The 17,540-nt window shown below is 72.3% G+C and carries 14 protein-coding genes; 5 read left to right on the top strand and 9 right to left on the bottom strand.

Annotated features, from left to right (window positions below; genetic code table 11):
- Positions 1-7: 7 nt before the first annotated feature.
- On the top strand, positions 8-2,965 hold the full coding sequence (locus tag ACFWBT_RS07625) for a CDP-glycerol glycerophosphotransferase family protein (RefSeq protein ID WP_385697114.1): 2,958 nt from the start codon (positions 8-10) through the stop codon (positions 2,963-2,965).
- Positions 2,965-4,116 carry a glycosyltransferase gene (locus tag ACFWBT_RS07620; protein WP_385697112.1) on the top strand — a complete coding sequence of 384 codons (1,152 nt, stop codon included), beginning with the start codon at positions 2,965-2,967 and terminating at the stop codon, positions 4,114-4,116. Before ACFWBT_RS07625 ends, ACFWBT_RS07620 begins: the two co-directional genes overlap by 1 nt.
- Before the next feature lie 93 nt (positions 4,117-4,209).
- On the opposite strand, the gene ACFWBT_RS07615 is transcribed toward ACFWBT_RS07620, so the two are convergent.
- Both ACFWBT_RS07615 and ACFWBT_RS07610 read right to left on the bottom strand, forming a co-directional pair.
- Positions 4,210-5,031: an ABC transporter ATP-binding protein gene (locus ACFWBT_RS07615; RefSeq protein ID WP_385697142.1), complete on the bottom strand. Its 822-nt coding sequence runs from the start codon at positions 5,029-5,031 to the stop codon at positions 4,210-4,212.
- A gap of 16 nt (positions 5,032-5,047) precedes the next feature.
- Entirely contained in the window at positions 5,048-5,968 is a 921-nt protein-coding gene (locus ACFWBT_RS07610; RefSeq protein ID WP_385697110.1) for an ABC transporter permease, read from the bottom strand.
- 173 nt (positions 5,969-6,141) lie between these two features.
- Between ACFWBT_RS07610 and ACFWBT_RS07605 the strand changes: the two genes are divergently transcribed.
- Positions 6,142-6,798: a TetR/AcrR family transcriptional regulator gene (locus ACFWBT_RS07605; protein ID WP_266759394.1), complete on the top strand. Its 657-nt coding sequence runs from the start codon at positions 6,142-6,144 to the stop codon at positions 6,796-6,798.
- A gap of 250 nt (positions 6,799-7,048) precedes the next feature.
- Here ACFWBT_RS07605 and ACFWBT_RS07600 read toward each other — a convergent pair whose 3' ends face one another.
- From ACFWBT_RS07600 to ACFWBT_RS07585, 4 genes are all read right to left on the bottom strand, one after another.
- Positions 7,049-7,717 carry a class I SAM-dependent methyltransferase gene (locus ACFWBT_RS07600; protein ID WP_385697108.1) on the bottom strand — a complete coding sequence of 223 codons (669 nt, stop codon included), beginning with the start codon at positions 7,715-7,717 and terminating at the stop codon, positions 7,049-7,051.
- A 133-nt stretch (positions 7,718-7,850) separates the two neighbouring features.
- Positions 7,851-8,831, bottom strand: a complete 981-nt coding sequence (gene galE / locus ACFWBT_RS07595; protein WP_385697106.1) for a UDP-glucose 4-epimerase GalE — start codon at positions 8,829-8,831, stop codon at positions 7,851-7,853.
- Positions 8,832-8,958: 127 nt separating this feature from the next.
- Complete coding sequence (locus ACFWBT_RS07590; RefSeq protein ID WP_385697104.1) at positions 8,959-10,581, bottom strand: glycosyltransferase family 2 protein; 1,623 nt, start codon at positions 10,579-10,581, stop codon at positions 8,959-8,961.
- 35 nt (positions 10,582-10,616) lie between these two features.
- Positions 10,617-11,891 (bottom strand): glycosyltransferase 87 family protein, encoded by a 1,275-nt coding sequence (locus tag ACFWBT_RS07585; RefSeq protein WP_385697102.1) that lies wholly within the window; start codon positions 11,889-11,891, stop codon positions 10,617-10,619.
- A gap of 93 nt (positions 11,892-11,984) precedes the next feature.
- Between ACFWBT_RS07585 and ACFWBT_RS07580 the strand changes: the two genes are divergently transcribed.
- On the top strand, positions 11,985-13,574 hold the full coding sequence (locus tag ACFWBT_RS07580) for a glycosyltransferase family 39 protein (RefSeq protein WP_385697100.1): 1,590 nt from the start codon (positions 11,985-11,987) through the stop codon (positions 13,572-13,574).
- On the opposite strand, the gene ACFWBT_RS07575 is transcribed toward ACFWBT_RS07580, so the two are convergent.
- Positions 13,468-13,965: a MarR family winged helix-turn-helix transcriptional regulator gene (locus ACFWBT_RS07575; RefSeq protein WP_385697098.1), complete on the bottom strand. Its 498-nt coding sequence runs from the start codon at positions 13,963-13,965 to the stop codon at positions 13,468-13,470. The two genes, ACFWBT_RS07580 and ACFWBT_RS07575, sit on opposite strands and share 107 nt — an antisense overlap.
- A 122-nt stretch (positions 13,966-14,087) precedes the next feature.
- Between ACFWBT_RS07575 and ACFWBT_RS07570 the strand changes: the two genes are divergently transcribed.
- Positions 14,088-14,501 carry an organic hydroperoxide resistance protein gene (locus ACFWBT_RS07570; protein ID WP_328451845.1) on the top strand — a complete coding sequence of 138 codons (414 nt, stop codon included), beginning with the start codon at positions 14,088-14,090 and terminating at the stop codon, positions 14,499-14,501.
- Here ACFWBT_RS07570 and ACFWBT_RS07565 read toward each other — a convergent pair.
- Positions 14,491-16,134, bottom strand: coding sequence for a hypothetical protein (locus ACFWBT_RS07565; RefSeq protein ID WP_385697095.1), 1,644 nt, complete (start codon positions 16,132-16,134; stop codon positions 14,491-14,493). The genes ACFWBT_RS07570 and ACFWBT_RS07565 overlap by 11 nt on opposite strands.
- Before the next feature lie 84 nt (positions 16,135-16,218).
- On the bottom strand, positions 16,219-17,475 hold the full coding sequence (locus ACFWBT_RS07560; protein WP_385697141.1) for a hypothetical protein: 1,257 nt from the start codon (positions 17,473-17,475) through the stop codon (positions 16,219-16,221).
- Positions 17,476-17,540 lie beyond the last annotated feature (65 nt).

Genomic DNA, 17,540 nt, shown 5'->3' with positions numbered 1-17,540 from the left:
TAATAGGATGAATGTGGATCAGCACCGCGTGACCGAGCACGGGACCGAGTTCGACGAACGCGGGACCGAATCCGCCGAGCCCGGGGCCCGGTCCGCCGAGTACGGGACCGCGTCCGGCGCGCGACGGCCGGCCGTCTCCGTGGTCGTCATCGTGTACAACGACGCCGCCAGGCTGCCCACGGCCGTGCGCTCCGTCCTGCGGCAGACGCTGCACGGCGTCGAGGTCGTCGTCGTGGACGACCGGAGCACCGACGGCTCGTACGAGGTGGCGCGAGGGCTGGCCGCCGCCCACCCCGACCGCGTCCGCGCCTACCGGCTGCCCGAGAACAGCGGTGGCTGCGGCGCCCCCCGCAACCGCGGCATCACCGAGGCCCGGGGTGACTACGTCCTCTTCCTCGACAGCGACGACGTCCTGGAGCGCGACGCCTGCCGCAACATGCTGGAGGCAGCCGAGGCCACCGGTGCCGACCTGGTCTCCGGGCTGTGCGTGCGCGTGCACGTCGACTCGCGCACGGGCAAGGAGGTCAAGTGGTACCCCTGGCTGTACGAGCGCACCCGCACCCTGGAGTCGATCTCCGAGCTGCCCGACCTGATGGTCTTCGACACCCTGTCGACCAACAAGTGCTATCGCCGGCGGTTCCTGCTCGACGAGGGGCTGCGCTTCGCGGTCGGCATCCACTACGAGGACCTGCTCTTCTCCGCCCAGGCGTACGCCACCGCCCGCCGCATCACCCTCATCCCCAACCGGGTGTACGACTGGAGGGTCGCGGACAAGGCGGCGGCGAAGTCCATCAGCAACCGGCGTGACGAGATCGCCAACTTCACGCACCGCATGGAGATCCACCGGCGGGTCGACCGACTCCTCGCGGACAAGGGCCTCCTGGAGCTGAAGTTCGCCAAGGACGTCAAGTTCCTCAAGCACGACCTCGTGCTGCATCTGCGTGAGCTGCCCTTCCGGGACGAGGCCTTCCGTGAGGAGTTCGCGGCGATCGCCCGGCAGTACCTGGAGTCGATCGACCGCGCCGCCTTCGACGAGGCCGAGCCCATCCACGCCATCTGCGCCTATCTCCTCCAGGAGAGCGACTGGGGCAATCTGCTGCCCGCCGTGGACACGCTCACCAACCGCGACAAGATCTCCTCGCCGCTCGTCGAGCGCGACGGCCGCGTGTACTGGTGCGCCGAGCATCTCGACGACCCCTTCGGCCGGCACATCCTGGACGTCACCGACCTCGGCCACCACGCCAAGCCGGTCGAGAAGATGTTCCTGCGCAATGTGCTGACCTCGTACGAGAGCGCCGCGGGCATCGTCCGGCTCACCGGGCGCGTCACCAACCCGCTCGGAGTGATCCCGCCCGGCGCCCGGCTCGCCGGACAGCTGGAGTTCTACGCCCGCCGCCGCGGGGTGCGCTTCCAGACCTTCCGCTTCCCCGTGGCGAACGTGTGGCACGCGGGCGAGTCCATCGCCTGGGAGGGCTCGGCGGACCTCGCGTCCGTGCGGCCACTGGGCATCGTGGACGCGGTGTGGGACGTACGGCTCCACCTCGACGTCGACGGCGTGCGCACCACCACCCGGCTCAGCGCGGCCGAACCCGGCCTGGCCAACGGGCAGTTGCCCGTCCGGCCCCGGCTCACCCGGCTGGTCGCCGACCGTATCGAGCCGGTCGTCTCCTCGCGCGGGCACCTGTCCTTCCGGCTGGTCCCCGACAAGAAGGCGAACGCCCTCGTGCAGCGAGGCGTGCACGGCCGGGCCGGAACGCTCGCCAAGTCGAGCTACCGCAAGGCCCGTTCCCTGCGCAAGGAACTCACCTCGGGGAAGACCAAGATCCGCCTCTACCACGAGGTGTTCAGCCGGCTGCCCGTCAGGAAGGGGCTCGTCGTCTTCGAGAGCCACCTGGGCCGCCAGTACAGCGACAGCCCCAGGGCGATCTACGAGGAGATGCGCCGCCAGGGCCTGGAGTTCCAGGCGGTCTGGTCGTACACGGGCGGTCCGGCCGGGTTCCCGGAGGACGCCACTCTCGTGCGCCGCTGGTCGCTGCCCTACCTCAGGGCGCTCGCGCAGGCCGAGTTCTGGGTCGACAACCAGAGCTACCCGCTGAAGCTGACCAAGCGGCCGAGGACGACGTACATCCAGACATGGCACGGCTCCGCGCTCAAGCGGATGGGCTTCGACGAGCCCCAATGGAAGCTCAAGTCCCATGAGGGGCAGGCCGAGCAGCAGCGCACCCTGGACCGCTTCGACCGGTTCCTGATCCGCTCCGAGCACGATGTGCGCACCCTCGCCCGGGCGTTCCGGCTCCAGGAGCGGACCCTGCTGCGGGTCGGCTATCCGCGCAACGACGCCCTCGCGCAGGCGAGGCAGCGGGAGGATGCCGAGGGGCGACGTGAACGAGGGCCGCTGGCAGCCGAGTTGGGCATCCCCGAGGACAAGCAGATCCTCCTGTACGCCCCGACCTTCCGGCAGCGCGGCAGCGGACAGCGGCGGTTCGAGCTGCCCTTCGACGTGGAGCGCTTCGCCGACGCCTTCGGTGACCGCTATGTCCTCCTCGTCCGCTCCCACTACCTCAACCACGTCGTGCTCCCGCCCTCCGTGCGCGGCCGGGTCATCGACGTCACCGCGCACCACGACATGACCCCCCTGCTCGCTCTCGCCGACGGGCTGATCACCGACTACTCGTCCGTGATGTTCGACTACGCACTCCTCGATCGCCCCATGTTCTTCTTCGTGTACGACTACGACGCGTACGTGCACGAGGGGCGGGGCACCTATTTCGACCTGCTGGAACGGGCCCCCGGACCCGTCGTGCGCACCGAGGACGAACTGCACGCGGTGCTCGGTTCGCTGGAGGAGCAGGCCGTCAAGTACGCACCCAGAAGGGAGCAGTTCACCGCCGACTTCGGCGAGTACGACCAGGGCACGGCGGCCCGGAGCATCGTCGACGAGTTCTTCGCGCACTGGAGGCGTTGATGACCGGCCGTCCGCAGCGGGACATCTTCTTCGTCTCCAACAGCGTCGACGAACTGGGCGGGGTGACCAGCTGGTCGCACCAGATGGCCCGCCTGTTCACCGAGCGGGGTCACCGGGTGCACGTCGTCGGCGTCACCGAGCCCGCCGTCCCCCAGGAACTGGGCGAAGTCCCGTACCCCACCACGACGTTGTACGACGCCCATCCGCCGCGCGTCGGACCGGCGCGCGGACTCAGGGGGCGGCTCGACGTCACCGAGCGGAGGCTGCGCGCCGAACGGGCGGCGGGCATGCGCGAGCGGGCCGCCGAGCTGACCGCGCTGTTCCGGGCCGCGCGGCCCGGCGCCGTCGTGATCGTCACCCAGGTGTGGGCCATGGAATGGGTGGAGCTCGCCGACACCAACGGGCTGACCGTCATCGGGATGAGCCACGAGTCCTACGCGTACAGCCGGACGACCTCGCGCTTCCGGCGGGTCCTGAAGCACTACAAGGACGTCGACCGGATGCTGGCGCTCACCCGCGAGGACGCCGACCTGTGGATCAGGCAGGGCATGAACAACGCGTCCTTCATGCCGAACCCCCTTCCGTTCATGCCCGAGGTGCCCTCGCCGCGCACCGGGAACGTCGTCGTCAGCATCGGCCGGCTGCACGACCAGAAGGGCATCCACATGCTCCTCGACGCCTGGGCCGAGACCGCGCCGCGCCACCCCGACTGGCGGCTGCGGATCTACGGCTCCGGCGAGGACGAGGAGATCCTGAAGAAGCAGTGCACAGCGCTCGGACTCGACGGTTCCGTGGACTGGATGGGGCGGACGGGCGATGTGCCGGCGGCTCTGCGGGGCGGCTCGGTCTTCGTGCTCTCCTCACGGGGCGAGGGCTTCCCGCTCGCCCTCATGGAAGCCATGGCCGCCGGTCTGCCGTGCGCCGCCTTCGACTGCGCGCCCGGCGTCCACGAGATCGTCCGGGACGGCGAGGACGGCCTGCTGGCCACCCTCGGCAACACCGGTGAACTGGCCCGCAGGCTGGACACGCTGATGTCCGACAAGGCCCTGCGGGACGCCATGGGCGAGGCGGCGCGTGTGAACGTCCAGCGGTTCACGACGGAGGAGATCGTCCGCAGGTGGGAGGAGCTGTTCGCGTTCCTGGAGCGCTGAGCGAGCGCTGAGCGAGCGCTGAGCGAGCGTCGGTGCACGGAACGACCGGAGGCGGAGCCCACCCACGGCTCCGCCTCCGGCGTCGTTCGAGCACTACTTGCCCGTGAACTTCTCGTACTCCTTGAGGACCTCATCGGTCGGTCCGTCCATGCGCAGTTCGCCGCGCTCCAGCCACAGGACCCGGTCGCAGGTGTCGCGGATCGACTTGTTGTTGTGGCTGACCAGGAAGACCGTGCCCGCGGTCTTGCGCAGCTCGCGGATGCGGGCCTCGGACCGCTTCTGGAAGGAGCGGTCGCCGGTCGCGAGGGCCTCGTCGATCATCAGGACGTCGTGGTCCTTGGCCGCCGCGATGGAGAAGCGCAGCCGCGCGGCCATACCGGAGGAGTAGGTCCGCATGGGGAGCGTGATGAAGTCGCCCTTCTCGTTGATGCCCGAGAAGTCGACGATCTCCTGGTAGCGCTGCCTGACCTGCTCGCGGGACATCCCCATGGCGAGGCCGCCGAGGTAGACGTTCCGCTCGCCCGTGAGGTCGTTCATCAGGGCCGCGTTGACGCCGAGCAGCGAGGGCTGGCCGTCGGTGTAGATCCTGCCGTTCTCCACGGGGAGCAGACCCGCGACCGCCTTGAGCAGCGTGGACTTGCCGGAGCCGTTGGTGCCGATCAGGCCGATGGCCTCGCCCCGGTACGCGGTGAAGGAGACGCACTTGACGGCGTGCACCTTGCGGACGCCGGCCGCCTTCTCGCTCTGCTTGCGGCGCAGGATGCGGTTGAGGGCGGCGGTCGCGCTGCCCCGGCCGGCGCCGGTGCCGTTGACGCGGTAGACGATGTCGACGCGGTCCGCGATGACGGTGGGGATGCGCCCGGCGCCGGTCACGGCGGTGTCCTCGGCCGTGACCTCGGCGCTCCGCGGCCGGATGTCCTGCGTGATGATGTCAGCCACGGCCGTACGTCTCCTCAGCCTTCCAGAAGTAGATGAAACCGCCGACGCCGGCGAGCAGCGCCCAGCCGACCGCGAGCGCCCAGACGTGGTGCGGCAGCTGGTGCGCGTGGAAGCTGTCGATCAGCGCGAAGCGCATCAGGTCGATGTAGACGGCCGCGGGGTTGCTCTCCAGTAGGACCATCGCCCAGCGCGGCAGGTCGCTGCCGCTGAGCACCTTGTCGATGCTCCACATGACACCCGAGACGTACATCCAGGTGCGCAGGATGAACGGCATGAGCTGCGCGATGTCCGGCGTCCTGGCGCCCATCCGCGCCACGATCATCGCGACGCCCGCGTTGAACGTGAACTGGAGCACCAGCACGGGCACCGCGAGCAGCCACGAGACGCTCACCGGGACGCCGAAGCACAGCAGGATGACGGCCAGCGCGGCCATCGAGAACAGCAGTTGCTGGAGCTGCTGGAGGGCGTACGACACGGGCAGTGCGGCGCGCGGGAAGTGCAGGGCGCGGACCAGGCCGAGGCTGCCGGAGATCGCCCGGGTGCCCGCCATGATCGAGCTCTGCGTGAAGGTCCAGACGAAGACGCCGGTGACCAGGAACGGGACGTAGTCCGGGACACCTTGCTTGGTGCCGAGCAGGACACCGAAGATGAAGTAGTAGACCGCCGCGTTCAGCAGCGGGGTCATCACCTGCCACACCTGGCCGAGCTTGGCCTGGCTGTACTGCGAGGTGAGCTTGGCGGTGGCGAACGCGGTGATGAAGTGGCGCCGTGCCCACAGCTGGCGGACGTACGCGGGCAGGGTCGGGCGGGCGCCGCTGACGGTGAGGCCGTACCGGGCGGCGAGGGCCGCGGCGTCGTCGGCGGGGGTGACCGGCGTCGCTGTCGGGGGCGGGGTGTGGAGGACCTGGCTCACATCCGTTGCTTTCGCTCGGGGGGTGGGGTTGCGCGAGGTCCGTCCGTGACGTTTCCTGTGCCGTTCTTGCCGTTTTCTTACGTCGGGACGGGACCGTATCGTCGCAACGCGAGCGTAGGCCTTTTCGACGTCGGAACGCAACCGTTTCGTCGTAACGGCCTATGCTGGTCCGTATGACGACGAACGCCGACAACGCCGCGAGTGCCGCCACGCCCGCGCCTGCCGCCGGGAAGGCCCCGCGTCGCCGGGCTCCCGCCGGTGCGGCCGTCCTTCGTGAGGATGTGACCGAGGCCATCCGCGCCGCCGTCTTCGAGGAACTCGCCTCCGTCGGCTACGCCCGGATGTCCATCGAGGGCATCGCGCGCCGCGCGGGGGTCGGCAAGACCGCGGTGTACCGGCGCTGGCGCTCCAAGCTCCATCTCGTGCTCGACCTGGTCTCCGCGGTCGCCGTCCAGGGGCTGCCCGCCCCGGACACGGGCTCTCTGGAGGGCGACCTGCGGCTGCTGTACGAGGTCACCTCGCGCGCCCTGCGGCATCCGGTGGCCGGCCAGATCATCCCCGACCTCCAGGCCGAGGCGGCCCGCAATCCCGAGATCGCGGACGCCATGCAGAAGGCGCTGCGGGAGGGCCAGCAGGGCGTCGCGAGCGGGATCGTCGCGGCGGCGACCGCCCGGGGTGAGGTGCGCGAGGGTGTCGACCTCGACCTCGCGCTCGACCTGATGTCCGGGCCGCTGTACTGGCGCGCGGTGGTGGTCCGCGGCCCCAAGGTGCCGAAGGGCTACCTGGCGAGCCTGGCCCGCGCTACGGCGGCAGCGCTGAAGGCACTGTGACCTGGGCGCTGCGGGTCCTGCGGGCCCGGGTGCTGTCGGTCCTGCGGGCTTGGGTGCTGCTGGTTCCGCGAGCTTGGGTGCTGCCGGTCCTGCTGGCCTGGGTGTTCTGAGGTCCCGGCGCTCCACGGTCCGGCCGGCTCCCCGGCCGGGCCGGTTCTCCGGCTCCGCCGGTCCTCCTGCTCCGCCGGTTCCCCGGGCCTCCTGCTCCCCGGGTTCCCCGGGCCTCCGGTTCTGCCGGTTCCCCGGTTCCTCAGTCCTTCACGGTTGCGAGGCCGAGCAGGTCGGGGACTCCGCCTGGGCCCGCCTCGGCGGTGCGTACCAGCCGGAGGCCCGCCGCGGTGGTGGCGTTGAGGAGGTCCGCGAGCGGCAGGTGCCAGGCTCCGACGCGGGCCCGGACGCCCGCCGGGTTCCACGCCTCGAAGCTGCGGGCACGGTCGGCGTACCGCGCGTCGACCACGATCCTCGGCCGCTCGCTCCAGTCGGCGAACGCGCCGATGTAGCACGGGTGCACCCCGAGGTGCACGAACCGTCCGCCGGGCCGCAGCACCCGGGCGACCTCCCTCAGCACGGCGGCGTAGTCCGGCACGTCGGTGTGGGCGAGCACGCACGCGGCGGCGGGCAGGGAGCCGTCACGGAACGGCAGCGAGGTCGCGTCGGCCCGCACCACGGGCAACCGCCCCACGGCGTGCCTCAGTTGGCCACCCGACAGATCCACGCCCACGGGTGTCCAGCCCCGCTCGGCCAGCGCGGACGCGTGGGCGCCCGTGCCGCAGCAGACGTCGAGGCAGGTCCCCGTGCCGGGTTCCAGCAGCTCCCCGATCGTGGCGTGCACCCGCGCCATGTACTCCCCGGCCGTGCCCGCCGACATGAAGTCGTTGTACCAGTCGGCGTGTGCGTCGTACGTCGCCCCGGATCCCATGGTGCCGATGGTAGGGAGGCGGCTCCGCGCGCCGAGCGGCGTTCGCTCAGGGCATGCGCTCCCGTGCGGACCGCCGGTCGGTCGGTGTTCAGGGTGGGCCGGGTTTCGTGCCGGTCTCGGGCCGTGGCCGGTGCTACGAGCGGCTTGCTCCCGGGTGGTGGCGGACCCAGCCCGACCAGGCCGAGGTGATCATGTCCTCGACGTCGTAACGGGCCTTCCAGCCCAGTTCGGTGGCGATGCGGTCGGCGGAGGCGATGACGCGGGCCGGGTCGCCGGGGCGGCGCGGGGTGGTGACCGGGGGGCGGTCGTAGCCGGTGAGGGCGTTGATGCGGTCGATCATCTCGCGGACCGAAACGCCCTCGCCGCGGCCGATGTTGAGGGTCAGGTCGGTGCCGGGGGAGGACTGGAGGGCGCGGGCCGCGGCCACGTGCGCCTCGGCCAGGTCGACCACGTGGATGTAGTCGCGGACGCAGGTGCCGTCGGGCGTCGGGTAGTCGTCGCCGAAGATGCGCGGCGCGGCATCGTCCGTCAGCTTCTCGAAGACCATGGGGACGAGGTTGAAGACGCCGACGTCGGCCAGTTCGGGGGCGGCGGCTCCGGCCACGTTGAAGTAGCGCAGGGAGGCCGTCGACAGGCCCGTGGCGCGGCCGGTCGCCCGCACCAGCCACTCACCCGCCAGTTTCGTCTCGCCGTACGGGCTCAACGGCGCGCACGGGGTCTCCTCCGTCACCAGGTCCACGTCCGGCATCCCGTACACCGCGGCCGAGGACGAGAAGACGAAGGCGGACACGGACGCCGCGGTCACGGCCTCCAGCAGGACGCGCAGGCCCTCGACGTTCTCCCGGTAGTAGTGCAGGGGCAGGTCCACGGACTCGCCGACCTGCTTCTTCGCCGCCAGATGGACGACACCGGTGACCGCGTGTTCCGCGAGCGTCCGGGACAGCAGCTCGCCGTCCAGGGTCGAGCCGACCACCAGCGGAACCTCCGACGGCACCCGCTCGGCGATGCCCGTGGACAGGTCGTCGTAGACCACGGCCTGTTCGCCCGCCTGGCGCATCGCGCGGACGACGTGCGCTCCGATGTAGCCGGCGCCGCCGGTGATCAGCCAGGTCATGTGCGGCCGTTCCCCTCGTCTGTGATCACGTGGTGTTCCGTGGTCCGTGTTCCTTGTTCCAAGCCGTCGGAGACGGGTGCGCGCTTACGGTGTCCGCGTTCGCGCGTCGCCTCTCCGCGTCCGCGTATCAGTGAAGCAGGCGGCCGAGCCTTCGGTACACCACTTCGGTCATTCCTCGCCAACCGGACGCCGTGCGCAGGGCCAGCGCCCCCGCGTGCGTCCGGTACGGCTGCACGAGGAGGACGCCGGGAACGCCGAGAACGCCATGGTGGACGTCGGGTATCGCGCGGCGGCGCAGCAGTCCGGGGCCGCCGCGCGCGTGCGCCGTCACCTCCCGGCACGCGCCGTCGCGAAAGCGCACGGTCAGGCGCAGGTCCCAGGTGCCCGCGCCCAGTACCGACAGTTCCACCGGTGCCTCGGCCGACCAGGTGTCGCCATGGCGGTCGGCCAGCAGGGGCGCCGTGCCGCGCAGGCCCACCCGTCCGTCGTCCCGGTGGATGAACTCGACGTCCACCGAGGTCGGACCCGCCTCCGCCACCCGCCCGTACAGCTCGTGCAGGCGCAGCCGCAGCAGGGTGCCCCGCACGCGGGGCCGCAGTTCCGCGTCGACGGCGGCCGGCAGCAGGTGGGCCGGGCGGTGCAGGACGTGGTCCAGGGTGACCTGGGGGAGGTCGGAGGACCAGACGGGGGTGCCGTCGGAGGCGCGGGTGTACGGCGGGAGGAGTCGTGCGGGGCGGGCCGCCAGCTCCCGGAGGCGGGGCAGGTCGCGCGGGGCGGGGGAGGCGAGGAGCACGCGCGCCACGAGACGGCCGGGGGCGGCCTGGTTGACGGTGAAGTCGGTGGCGTCGAAGGTCGCCAGGTACGCGCGCGTGAGGTCCCACCAGGCGCGCCGGTACTCGGGAGCGCGCAGTTCCAGTTCGCGCGTGTACATCCGCAGCTCGTGGTCGAGGAACTTGGTGTGCACGGCTCGCGCGAGTTCCTTCTCCCCGGCGCTCAGGAGGATCTCGTAGGCCGCCCGGTTCGCCTCGGTCCGTGCCCGCCAGTTGCCGATGTCGGCGCGGTCGAGCGATATGGACAGGTGGTCGGCGGCGCGCCGGACGTTCCAGACGTACACCGTGTCGGGTATCAGCGCGATGCGCGGCGCGGCGGCCAGCACGCGCGCGGTGAACACGAAGTCCTCGTAGGGGTAGCGGCCTTCGGGGAAGCGGATGCCGTGTTCGCGCAGGAAGTCGGCGCGGTACAGCTTGTTGACGCAGAGGGTGTCGTGCGCGAGACGGAGGCGACGCGAGGGGTGGGGGATCAGGGCGCGCCGTGCGTAGAGCGCGCGCTCCCAGGGGGTCGCGCGGCCCGAGGGCAGTTCGCGGCGCACACACAGCCCGGCCGTGACCGGGACGCCGTGTTCCTCGGCGGCGCCGAGCAGCGCGTCCACCGCGCCGGGCGGCAGGACGTCGTCGCTGTCCAGGAACATCACGTACGGGGCCGTGGTCGCGTCGATGCCGTCGTTGCGCGGGCTGCCGCAGCCGCCGCTGTTGGCCGGGCGGTGGATCACCGTCAGGCGCGGCTCTTCGGCGGCGAGGGCGTCGAGGAGGGCCGCGCTGCCGTCCGTCGAGTGGTCGTCCACGGCGATCACCTCGCGCACGGCCGTGCCCTGCGCGAGCGCCGAGCGCACGGCGTCCGCGACATGGGCGGCGTCGTCGTACCCGATGACGACGATGCTGGCCTTCGCGTGGTGAGGGTTCATGGGATCCATGGGGCGAAATCGTAGGTATTGCGGGTAATTCTCTGTTAAGAGGTGCTCACTGTCCTGTTCGGAGAGTGGTCGGAATCCGGTGTGGGCTCCGCGCCGGTCCGTCCGGCGCGGTGCGGGGCCGCCGTGGGCAGGCCCGACCGCCACAGCCGTACGAGCGACACTCCCGCCGCCGTGGCCAGCAGGCCGTTGCGTACGAGCATCAGCAGGCAGCCCGTCCAGGTGCTGTGCACCACCTCTCCGTACAGCCCCGGGTACACGGCCGTGCTGACCGCCGTCGCCGCCACGATCAGCGCGGCGACGGGGCGCTGGGTGGTGTGCCGCGAGGTCAGGCAGACGCCGGCGAGGCCCAGCAGCCACACCATGTACTGGGGGCTGATCACCCGGCTCGTCACGGTGAACAGCAGGACGGCCGTGAGTGCCGCGTCGTACGGGGTGGCCGTGGTCCAGCGGCGGGCCCGTACCCGCCACAGCAGCACGAGCCCGAAGGCGGCGACCGTCAGGGCGAGCGAGCCGGCCGCGACCAGGCCGACGTACGGCCCGACGAACTCCATCGCGCCGTACTGGTAGCGGACCGTCCCCGGCCATCCGGCGCGGCGCGCGAAGCCCAGTACGGTGCCGCCGAGGGACTCGATCTGCACGCCCCGGCCGCTCTGCTGGCGCAGGAAGTCGAACGGGCCGCTGAAGACGGCCGCCAGGACGGCGAGCAGCGCGGCCGCGGTGACCGCCGCCGACGTCGCCGCCTCCCGGGTGGTGCGGCCCCGGGGTGTGCCGATCAGCGCCAGCGCGGGCCAGACCTTGACCAGGGCCCCCATCGCGGCGAACGCTCCGCACGCGCGCGTGGAGCGCGAGAGCGTCAGCAGGGAGACGACGGCGAAGGCGGTGACCTGCACGTCGTACCGGGCGAGCGGGATGTGCAGCAGCAGGGGCAGGCCCAGCACCCAGAGCGCGGCGCCGCGCAGGCTGCGGCCGGGCCGCCTCCCCGCGCGCGTGAGAGCGACGGCGATCACCGCGTCGGCGGCGAGCGTGAGGGCGACGAACGCCGTGAAGTACGTCAGCGACGGCAGCAGCGCGGGCGCCAGCAGGACCGGGCCGGCGCCCGGCGGGTACTGCCACAGCCGGTCGCCCACCGGGAACGCGCCCTGGGAGAGCACGCCGTACCAGCGGAAGTACAGCTGACCCACCTCGCGCGACACCCCGCCCCGGCCGAGCGGGGCCAGATGGTCGTGGGCCAGGAGCCAGAGCATCAGGGCGCGGGTGGCGAGCCAGGCGGCGGCGAGGGCAAGCGGGCGGTGGTTCCTGAGGGCGCTCATCAAGCCTGGATCGTAAGCCGCATGGATGGGTCATACCGTCAGATACGCCGTCAATACCGATCAAAGGTTGTTTAATAGCAAAAAATCACGCTCATGATGCATGCATGGGTGACACGGTCGGCGGCTCGGCGCGCGGAGGCGGTGGCCGTTCTCCTGCCCGTGCTCGTCATGCTCGTGATCGGGCTCTGGGGGCTCGACCGCGGCGGCATGTGGCGCGACGAGGCGGTGACCTTCCAGGTCGCCCGGCGCTCGGTGCCCCAGATCTGGCACCTGCTGCACTCCGTGGACGTCGTGCACGGCCTGTACTACCTCCTCATGCACGCGGTCCTCGCTCCGCACCCGGGCGAGGTCGCGCTGCGCCTGCCCTCCGTCTGCGGTGCCGCCGCGGCCGCCGGGTTCGTGGCCGCCCTCGGTGTCCGCCTGTGCCGCCCGCGCGTCGGCCTGTGGGCGGGGCTGCTGTACGCCGTCACGCCGATGACCGGCCACTTCGCCCAGGAGGGCCGCTCCTACGCGCTCGTCGCGGCCGGAGCGGCGGGGGCGACCCTGCTGCTGGTGCGGGCCGCCCGGTCCACCCGGCCGGGGCCCTGGTGCGCGTACGGAGCGACGGTCGCCGTCACCTGCCTGCTGCACGAAATGGCCCTGCTCCTGCTGCTCGCCCATGCCGGGACGCTGGTGCTCGCCCGTGTACCGGCGCGGGTGTGGCGGGTCTGGATCGCGGTCGCCGCGGCCGTGGGTCTGGTGCTGCTGCCCCTCGTCCTGGTCTCCCAGGGCCAGTCCGCGCAGGTCGCCTGGCTGTCACGGCCGGGCCTCGGGAGCGTGAAGCGTCTGCTCGGGCTGTTCACCGGCCCGGCACGGCTCGTGACGGTGCCGTACCTCGCCCTCGTCGTCCTCGCGCTCCGGCCGGCGCGCACCCGGCCCGGCACGTTCTCGCTCCAGGCCGTCGCCCTGCCCCTGGTGACCGTGCCGCCGGCGGTGCTGCTGGCGGTGTCGCGCTGGTGGCCGCTCTACGACGAGCGCTACGTCCTGTACGCCCTCGCCGGGGCCCCGCTGCTCGCGGCCGCCGGGGCCGAACGGCTCGCGGCGAGACTGCCGCGGCTGCTGCCCCATGCCGCCCTCAGCGGCGTCCTCGCCGTGACCCTCGTCTTCGCCGTCCAGCTCCCGCTGTTGCGCCGGGACCGCGTTCCCGACCGCCGCCCCGACAACCTGGCCGCCGTCTCCGCCGTCGCCCACCGCGAACTGCGCCCCGGGGACCCGGTGCTGTTCCTGCCGTCGATCGCGAGGCGCTCGGCGCTGGCGTACCCGAAGGCCTTCCGCGGGATCCGCGACATCGCGCTGAGTGTCCCGGCGCCCGCCTCCGGCACGCTGTACGGCCGGGAGGCGGACCCCGGCGAACTGCGCCGGAGGCTGGACCGGCTCGACCGTGTGTGGCTGGTCGCCGCACCCTTCGCGACGGCCCCGGCCTGGTACCCGGGCAACGCGACCGAGCGCGCCAAACTCGCCGTGGTCGACGAGCAGTTCGTGCCCCGGGAGGAGGTCGTACGCAGGGGAGTGACGCTGCGCCTCTATGTGCGCAGGCCTACATACACCCCGGTGATTCCGACAGTGCGGCCTCGTCCAGAGCGGCCGTCAGCCGGTCGAGCCGGGCCCGGAGCTCTCGGATCTCCTCCAGGTCCGCGCCGGTAGCGGCCGCGATCCGGCGCGGTACGGCCAGCGCGCGCTCCCGGAGCGCGGTCCCCTCCTCGGTGAGCCGCACCCGCACGGACCGCTCGTCCCGCGCGCTGCGCTCCCGCAGGACGAGCCCCGCCGCCTCCAGCCGCTTCAGCAGCGGCGACAGCGTCCCGGAGTCGAGCCGCAGATGCTCGCCGACCTTCTTCACGGGCAGCTCGCCGTGCTCCCACAGCACCAGCATCACCAGGTACTGCGGGTAGGTGAGCCCGAGGTCCTTGAGGAGCACCCGGTAGACACCGCCGAAGGCGCGCGAGGCGGCGTTCAGGGAGAAGCAGATCTGCTCGTCGAGCCGGAGGAAGTCCCCGTCCGCGGGGGCGTGGGGGCTCGGGGAGGGTGTTGCGGTCATGCCCCCAGGGTAGCTCTTGCGGCCCATTAAGTTGTGCACAACTGAATTGTGTGCTCTAATTCTGATCGTGGGTCGCCGGACGGTGGCCCCGCCAGGTTTCCGACTTGAGAGGGACGGTCCCCATGGACGCGATCTACACCGCTGTCGCCACCGCCACCCACGGCCGCGAGGGCCGCGCCGTCAGCTCCGACGGCACGCTCGACCTCCAGCTGGGTATTCCGGTGGAGATGGGCGGCAGCGGTCAGGGGACCAACCCCGAGCAGTTGTTCGCCGCCGGCTACGCCGCCTGTTTCGCGAGCGCCCTCGGCCTGGTCGGCCGCGCCGCGAAGGTCGACGTCACCCAGGCCGCCGTGACCGGCGAGGTCGGCATCGGCAAGCAGGGCGAGGGCTTCGGCCTGGCCGTCACGCTCCGCGTCGAGCTGCCCGACACCGTGGACGAGGCCACCGGCCGCAAGCTGGTCGAGCAGGCCCACCAGGTCTGCCCCTACTCCAACGCCACCCGCGGCAACATCCCCGTCGAGCTCGTCATCGAGTAGGGCGGAGCCGCGCACCGGCCGCCGTGCCGGTGCCCGTGACCGGGCCGGCCCCCGTGCCGACCCGGGCCAGCACCTCCCCGGTCTCCCGGCTCCACGCCACCACCGTCGCCTCCTCGGGCACCTGCCGCCAGCGCGTCAGCAGCAGCCAGCGGACGTGGTACCGGCGGGCGACGGCGGTGCGCCCGGCCCGGGTCGAGGACGGGGAGAGGTAGGCGCGGACCGCCGCGAGCCGGCGCAGCCGCTCGCCCTCGTCGAGCGCGGGGTCGGGCCAGGCGGGCGCGGCCAGGTCCGGGCCGTACCCCGCGATCAGATGGACGGAGTAGTACCCGTCGGTGATGACCGCCTCGCCGGGCCGGATGTGCCGGGCCGCCCAGTCGTACGTCGGCCAGCGCGGCGGCTGGTCGAAGCCGACCGGATCGAGCGAGCGCGGCACCACCGCCCCGGCGTGCACCGTCAGGAAGCCGGTCAGGGCGCAGGCGGCCGCGGTCCCGCCCAGCAGCCGGCGCCCCGGTCCCCACGGCCGCGGCGCCGCCAGCTCCACCCCGAGCGCGAACTGCAGCGGCACCAGCGTGAGTCCGAGGATCCTGCCGTACGTGTAGTGCCCGCTCGCCCAGCCGTACGCCACCACCGCGCACTCCAGCGCGAACATCAGCACCAGGGGATCGCGCCACCCGTGCCCCTCGCTCCGCCGGGCGCGCCGGGCCCGCAGCCACAGCGCGGGCACCCCGGTCAGTGCCAGCCAGAAGTGTCCGGGCATCCCGTCGTACAGCCGCTCGTGCATGGCGTCCACACTGCGGTCCCCCGTCAGCCCGAAGACGTCGAAGTACGGCCAGCAGCCCGCGACGAGGAGCGCCACCGCGCCCGTGAGCAGCCACCGGCCCGCCACGGCCGGACGCCATCCGCGCTGCCCGCCCGCCACGAACGCCACCGCCCCGAGCACCGCCGCGATCGACGTGATCGGATGCACGAGCAGGATCAGTCCGTACAGGGCGCCGAGGGCCGCGTACCCCCACCAGCTCCGGAGGCCGCTCGGACCCACGTACCGGACGGGGCCGCCGGTGCCGGCCGCGCGCGCGGCCGTGAACGCCCAGGCCCAGAAGGCCAGTCCGATGGCGAACGTCGAGGGGTAGCCGAGGTTGCCGGTCATCGACATCAGCCCGAGGTAGCCGCTCCACCAGGCCCGCTCGGTGCCCCACAGCAGCACCATCGCGAAGAGGCAGAGGACCGGCGCCCAGGGGCGGGGCGACAGCACCCGCGCGAAGCGGCCGATGCCGGTCAGCAGCACCAGCAGGTTCACGGGGCCGGACAGCCGCACCACCGCCCAGCCGCCGAGACCGGTCAGCCGGGCGAAGGCGCCCTGCGCCACCGCGTACGGCGAGTAGTACGGGCTTCCGGCGCCCGGCAGATCCGCCATCGGGTGCAACGGGTGGAGCAGGTTCGCCCGCAGGCGTTCGACGACCGCCGCGTGCTGTCCCGCGTCGCAGCACAGTGGGGTCCGCCAGTAGGCGAGCGTCATCACCAGCCAGAACAGGGCGCCGAAGAGCTGGTACGGCGTCGGGCGCCAGGTGCCCCGGCCGCGCAGCGCGGTCGAGCCGCGGACGGCACCCCGCCGGGCGAGGACTTCGGCGCTCATCGGGCGGTGGGGGAGGCAGGGGTGTCGGATTCCGGCATTTGCGGTATATGCCCGCCGCGATCTATGCCCTAGCCCAAGATCACCTCATCGGGCGACCCCGGCATTCCTCCGCGACGGCCCCGGAACCGTGCCGGGAACAGCCCGCGCGCCCGGCCGGACGACCTCGTCGAGGAGCAGCGGAAGGCCCACCACCGGCAGCAGCCACAGCAGCACGATCAGCCGGTCGCCCCAGATGTTGATGTCGGGGTGCCCGGCCTGGTTGAGCACCCCGGTGAAGGCCGCCGCCAGCAGGAAGGGGGCGAACGCGCGATGTCGGCGCAGCGCCCCCCAACCGGCCGCCACCAGGGCCGTCAGGAACAGCGGCTCCCAGAACTGGCGGCGCAGCCACTCCACCCAGAAGGCCACCTCCAGATGGAGGAACTCCGACCACGGCCGGGCGCGGTCCGGGCGGGCGAAATGCCCCGTGAGCAGGTCCTGAAGACTCTCCGACTCGGACGGGTAGTGCAGCGCCTTCGCGAGCAGCACGGTGGCCAGCGCTCCGCAGCCCGCCACCACCCCGAGCGTGCGCGACGGTCCGTCCCACCGGCGCCCGCGCACCAGGAGCAGAGCGCAGGCACCGGCCAGGCACAGCCCGAGGAAGAGCGACTGCGAGTGCTTCACCGTGAAGAGGACCGCCAGGGAGCCGCCGACCAGCCAGGTCCCGGCCCGCGCACGGCCCTCCAGCACCAGGGCGCAGCCCCACAGCGCGGCCAGGGTCCCCGTCAGCAGCAGGCCCTCGGTCATCGGACGCATCGCCGTCGTCCCGCACGGCAGGACGTAGAAGAGCGCCTGCCCGGCCAGGGCCGCGCCGGTGGAGGCGCGCAGGGTGCGCAGGACGAGGAAGGCGAGGACGCCTCCGGCCACCGTGACGACGACGCTCGACGCCCACAGGCCCCAGGTCACCCCCAGCACCGTGACGAACGGCACCAGCAGGACCGGATACCCCGGCCGCACCTCGAAGATCCGCATGAAGCGGGGCGGCATGAACGGCACGGTGTGTCCCGCCGTCTGCCCGGCCGCGAGCCGCGCGGACACCCCCCGCCACTGCTGGCGCCGGCACTCCTCCATGACCCGCCGCGTCGGACTGGCCCGGTGGAAGCGCACCACGTCGACGGCCTGGTTGCGCCGTGCGACGGACGCCTTTCCCGCGCAGGCGTAGTCGATGGTCAGCGCGGCGGCCTCGTGCTTGCTCTCGCCGCGCAGACTCAGCGCGTACGAGAGGTAGTTCTTGGTGTCGGGGGTGTCCCGGCCGGTCAGGTTGGCGAGCTGCAGGACGGCGAAGACGGCGGCGATCAGGACCACCCAGGCGCGGGCGGAACGCGGTCGGCGCAGGGCCCGCGCCCAGGCCCGGGGGGTGCGCGTGGTCA

The sequence above is a fragment of the Streptomyces sp. NPDC060027 genome (genome assembly GCF_042737005.1).
Lineage (GTDB): Bacteria > Actinomycetota > Actinomycetes > Streptomycetales > Streptomycetaceae > Streptomyces.
The sequence above is the reverse complement of the archived record's forward strand: the minus strand, read 5'-3'. Positions and strand labels throughout refer to the sequence as shown.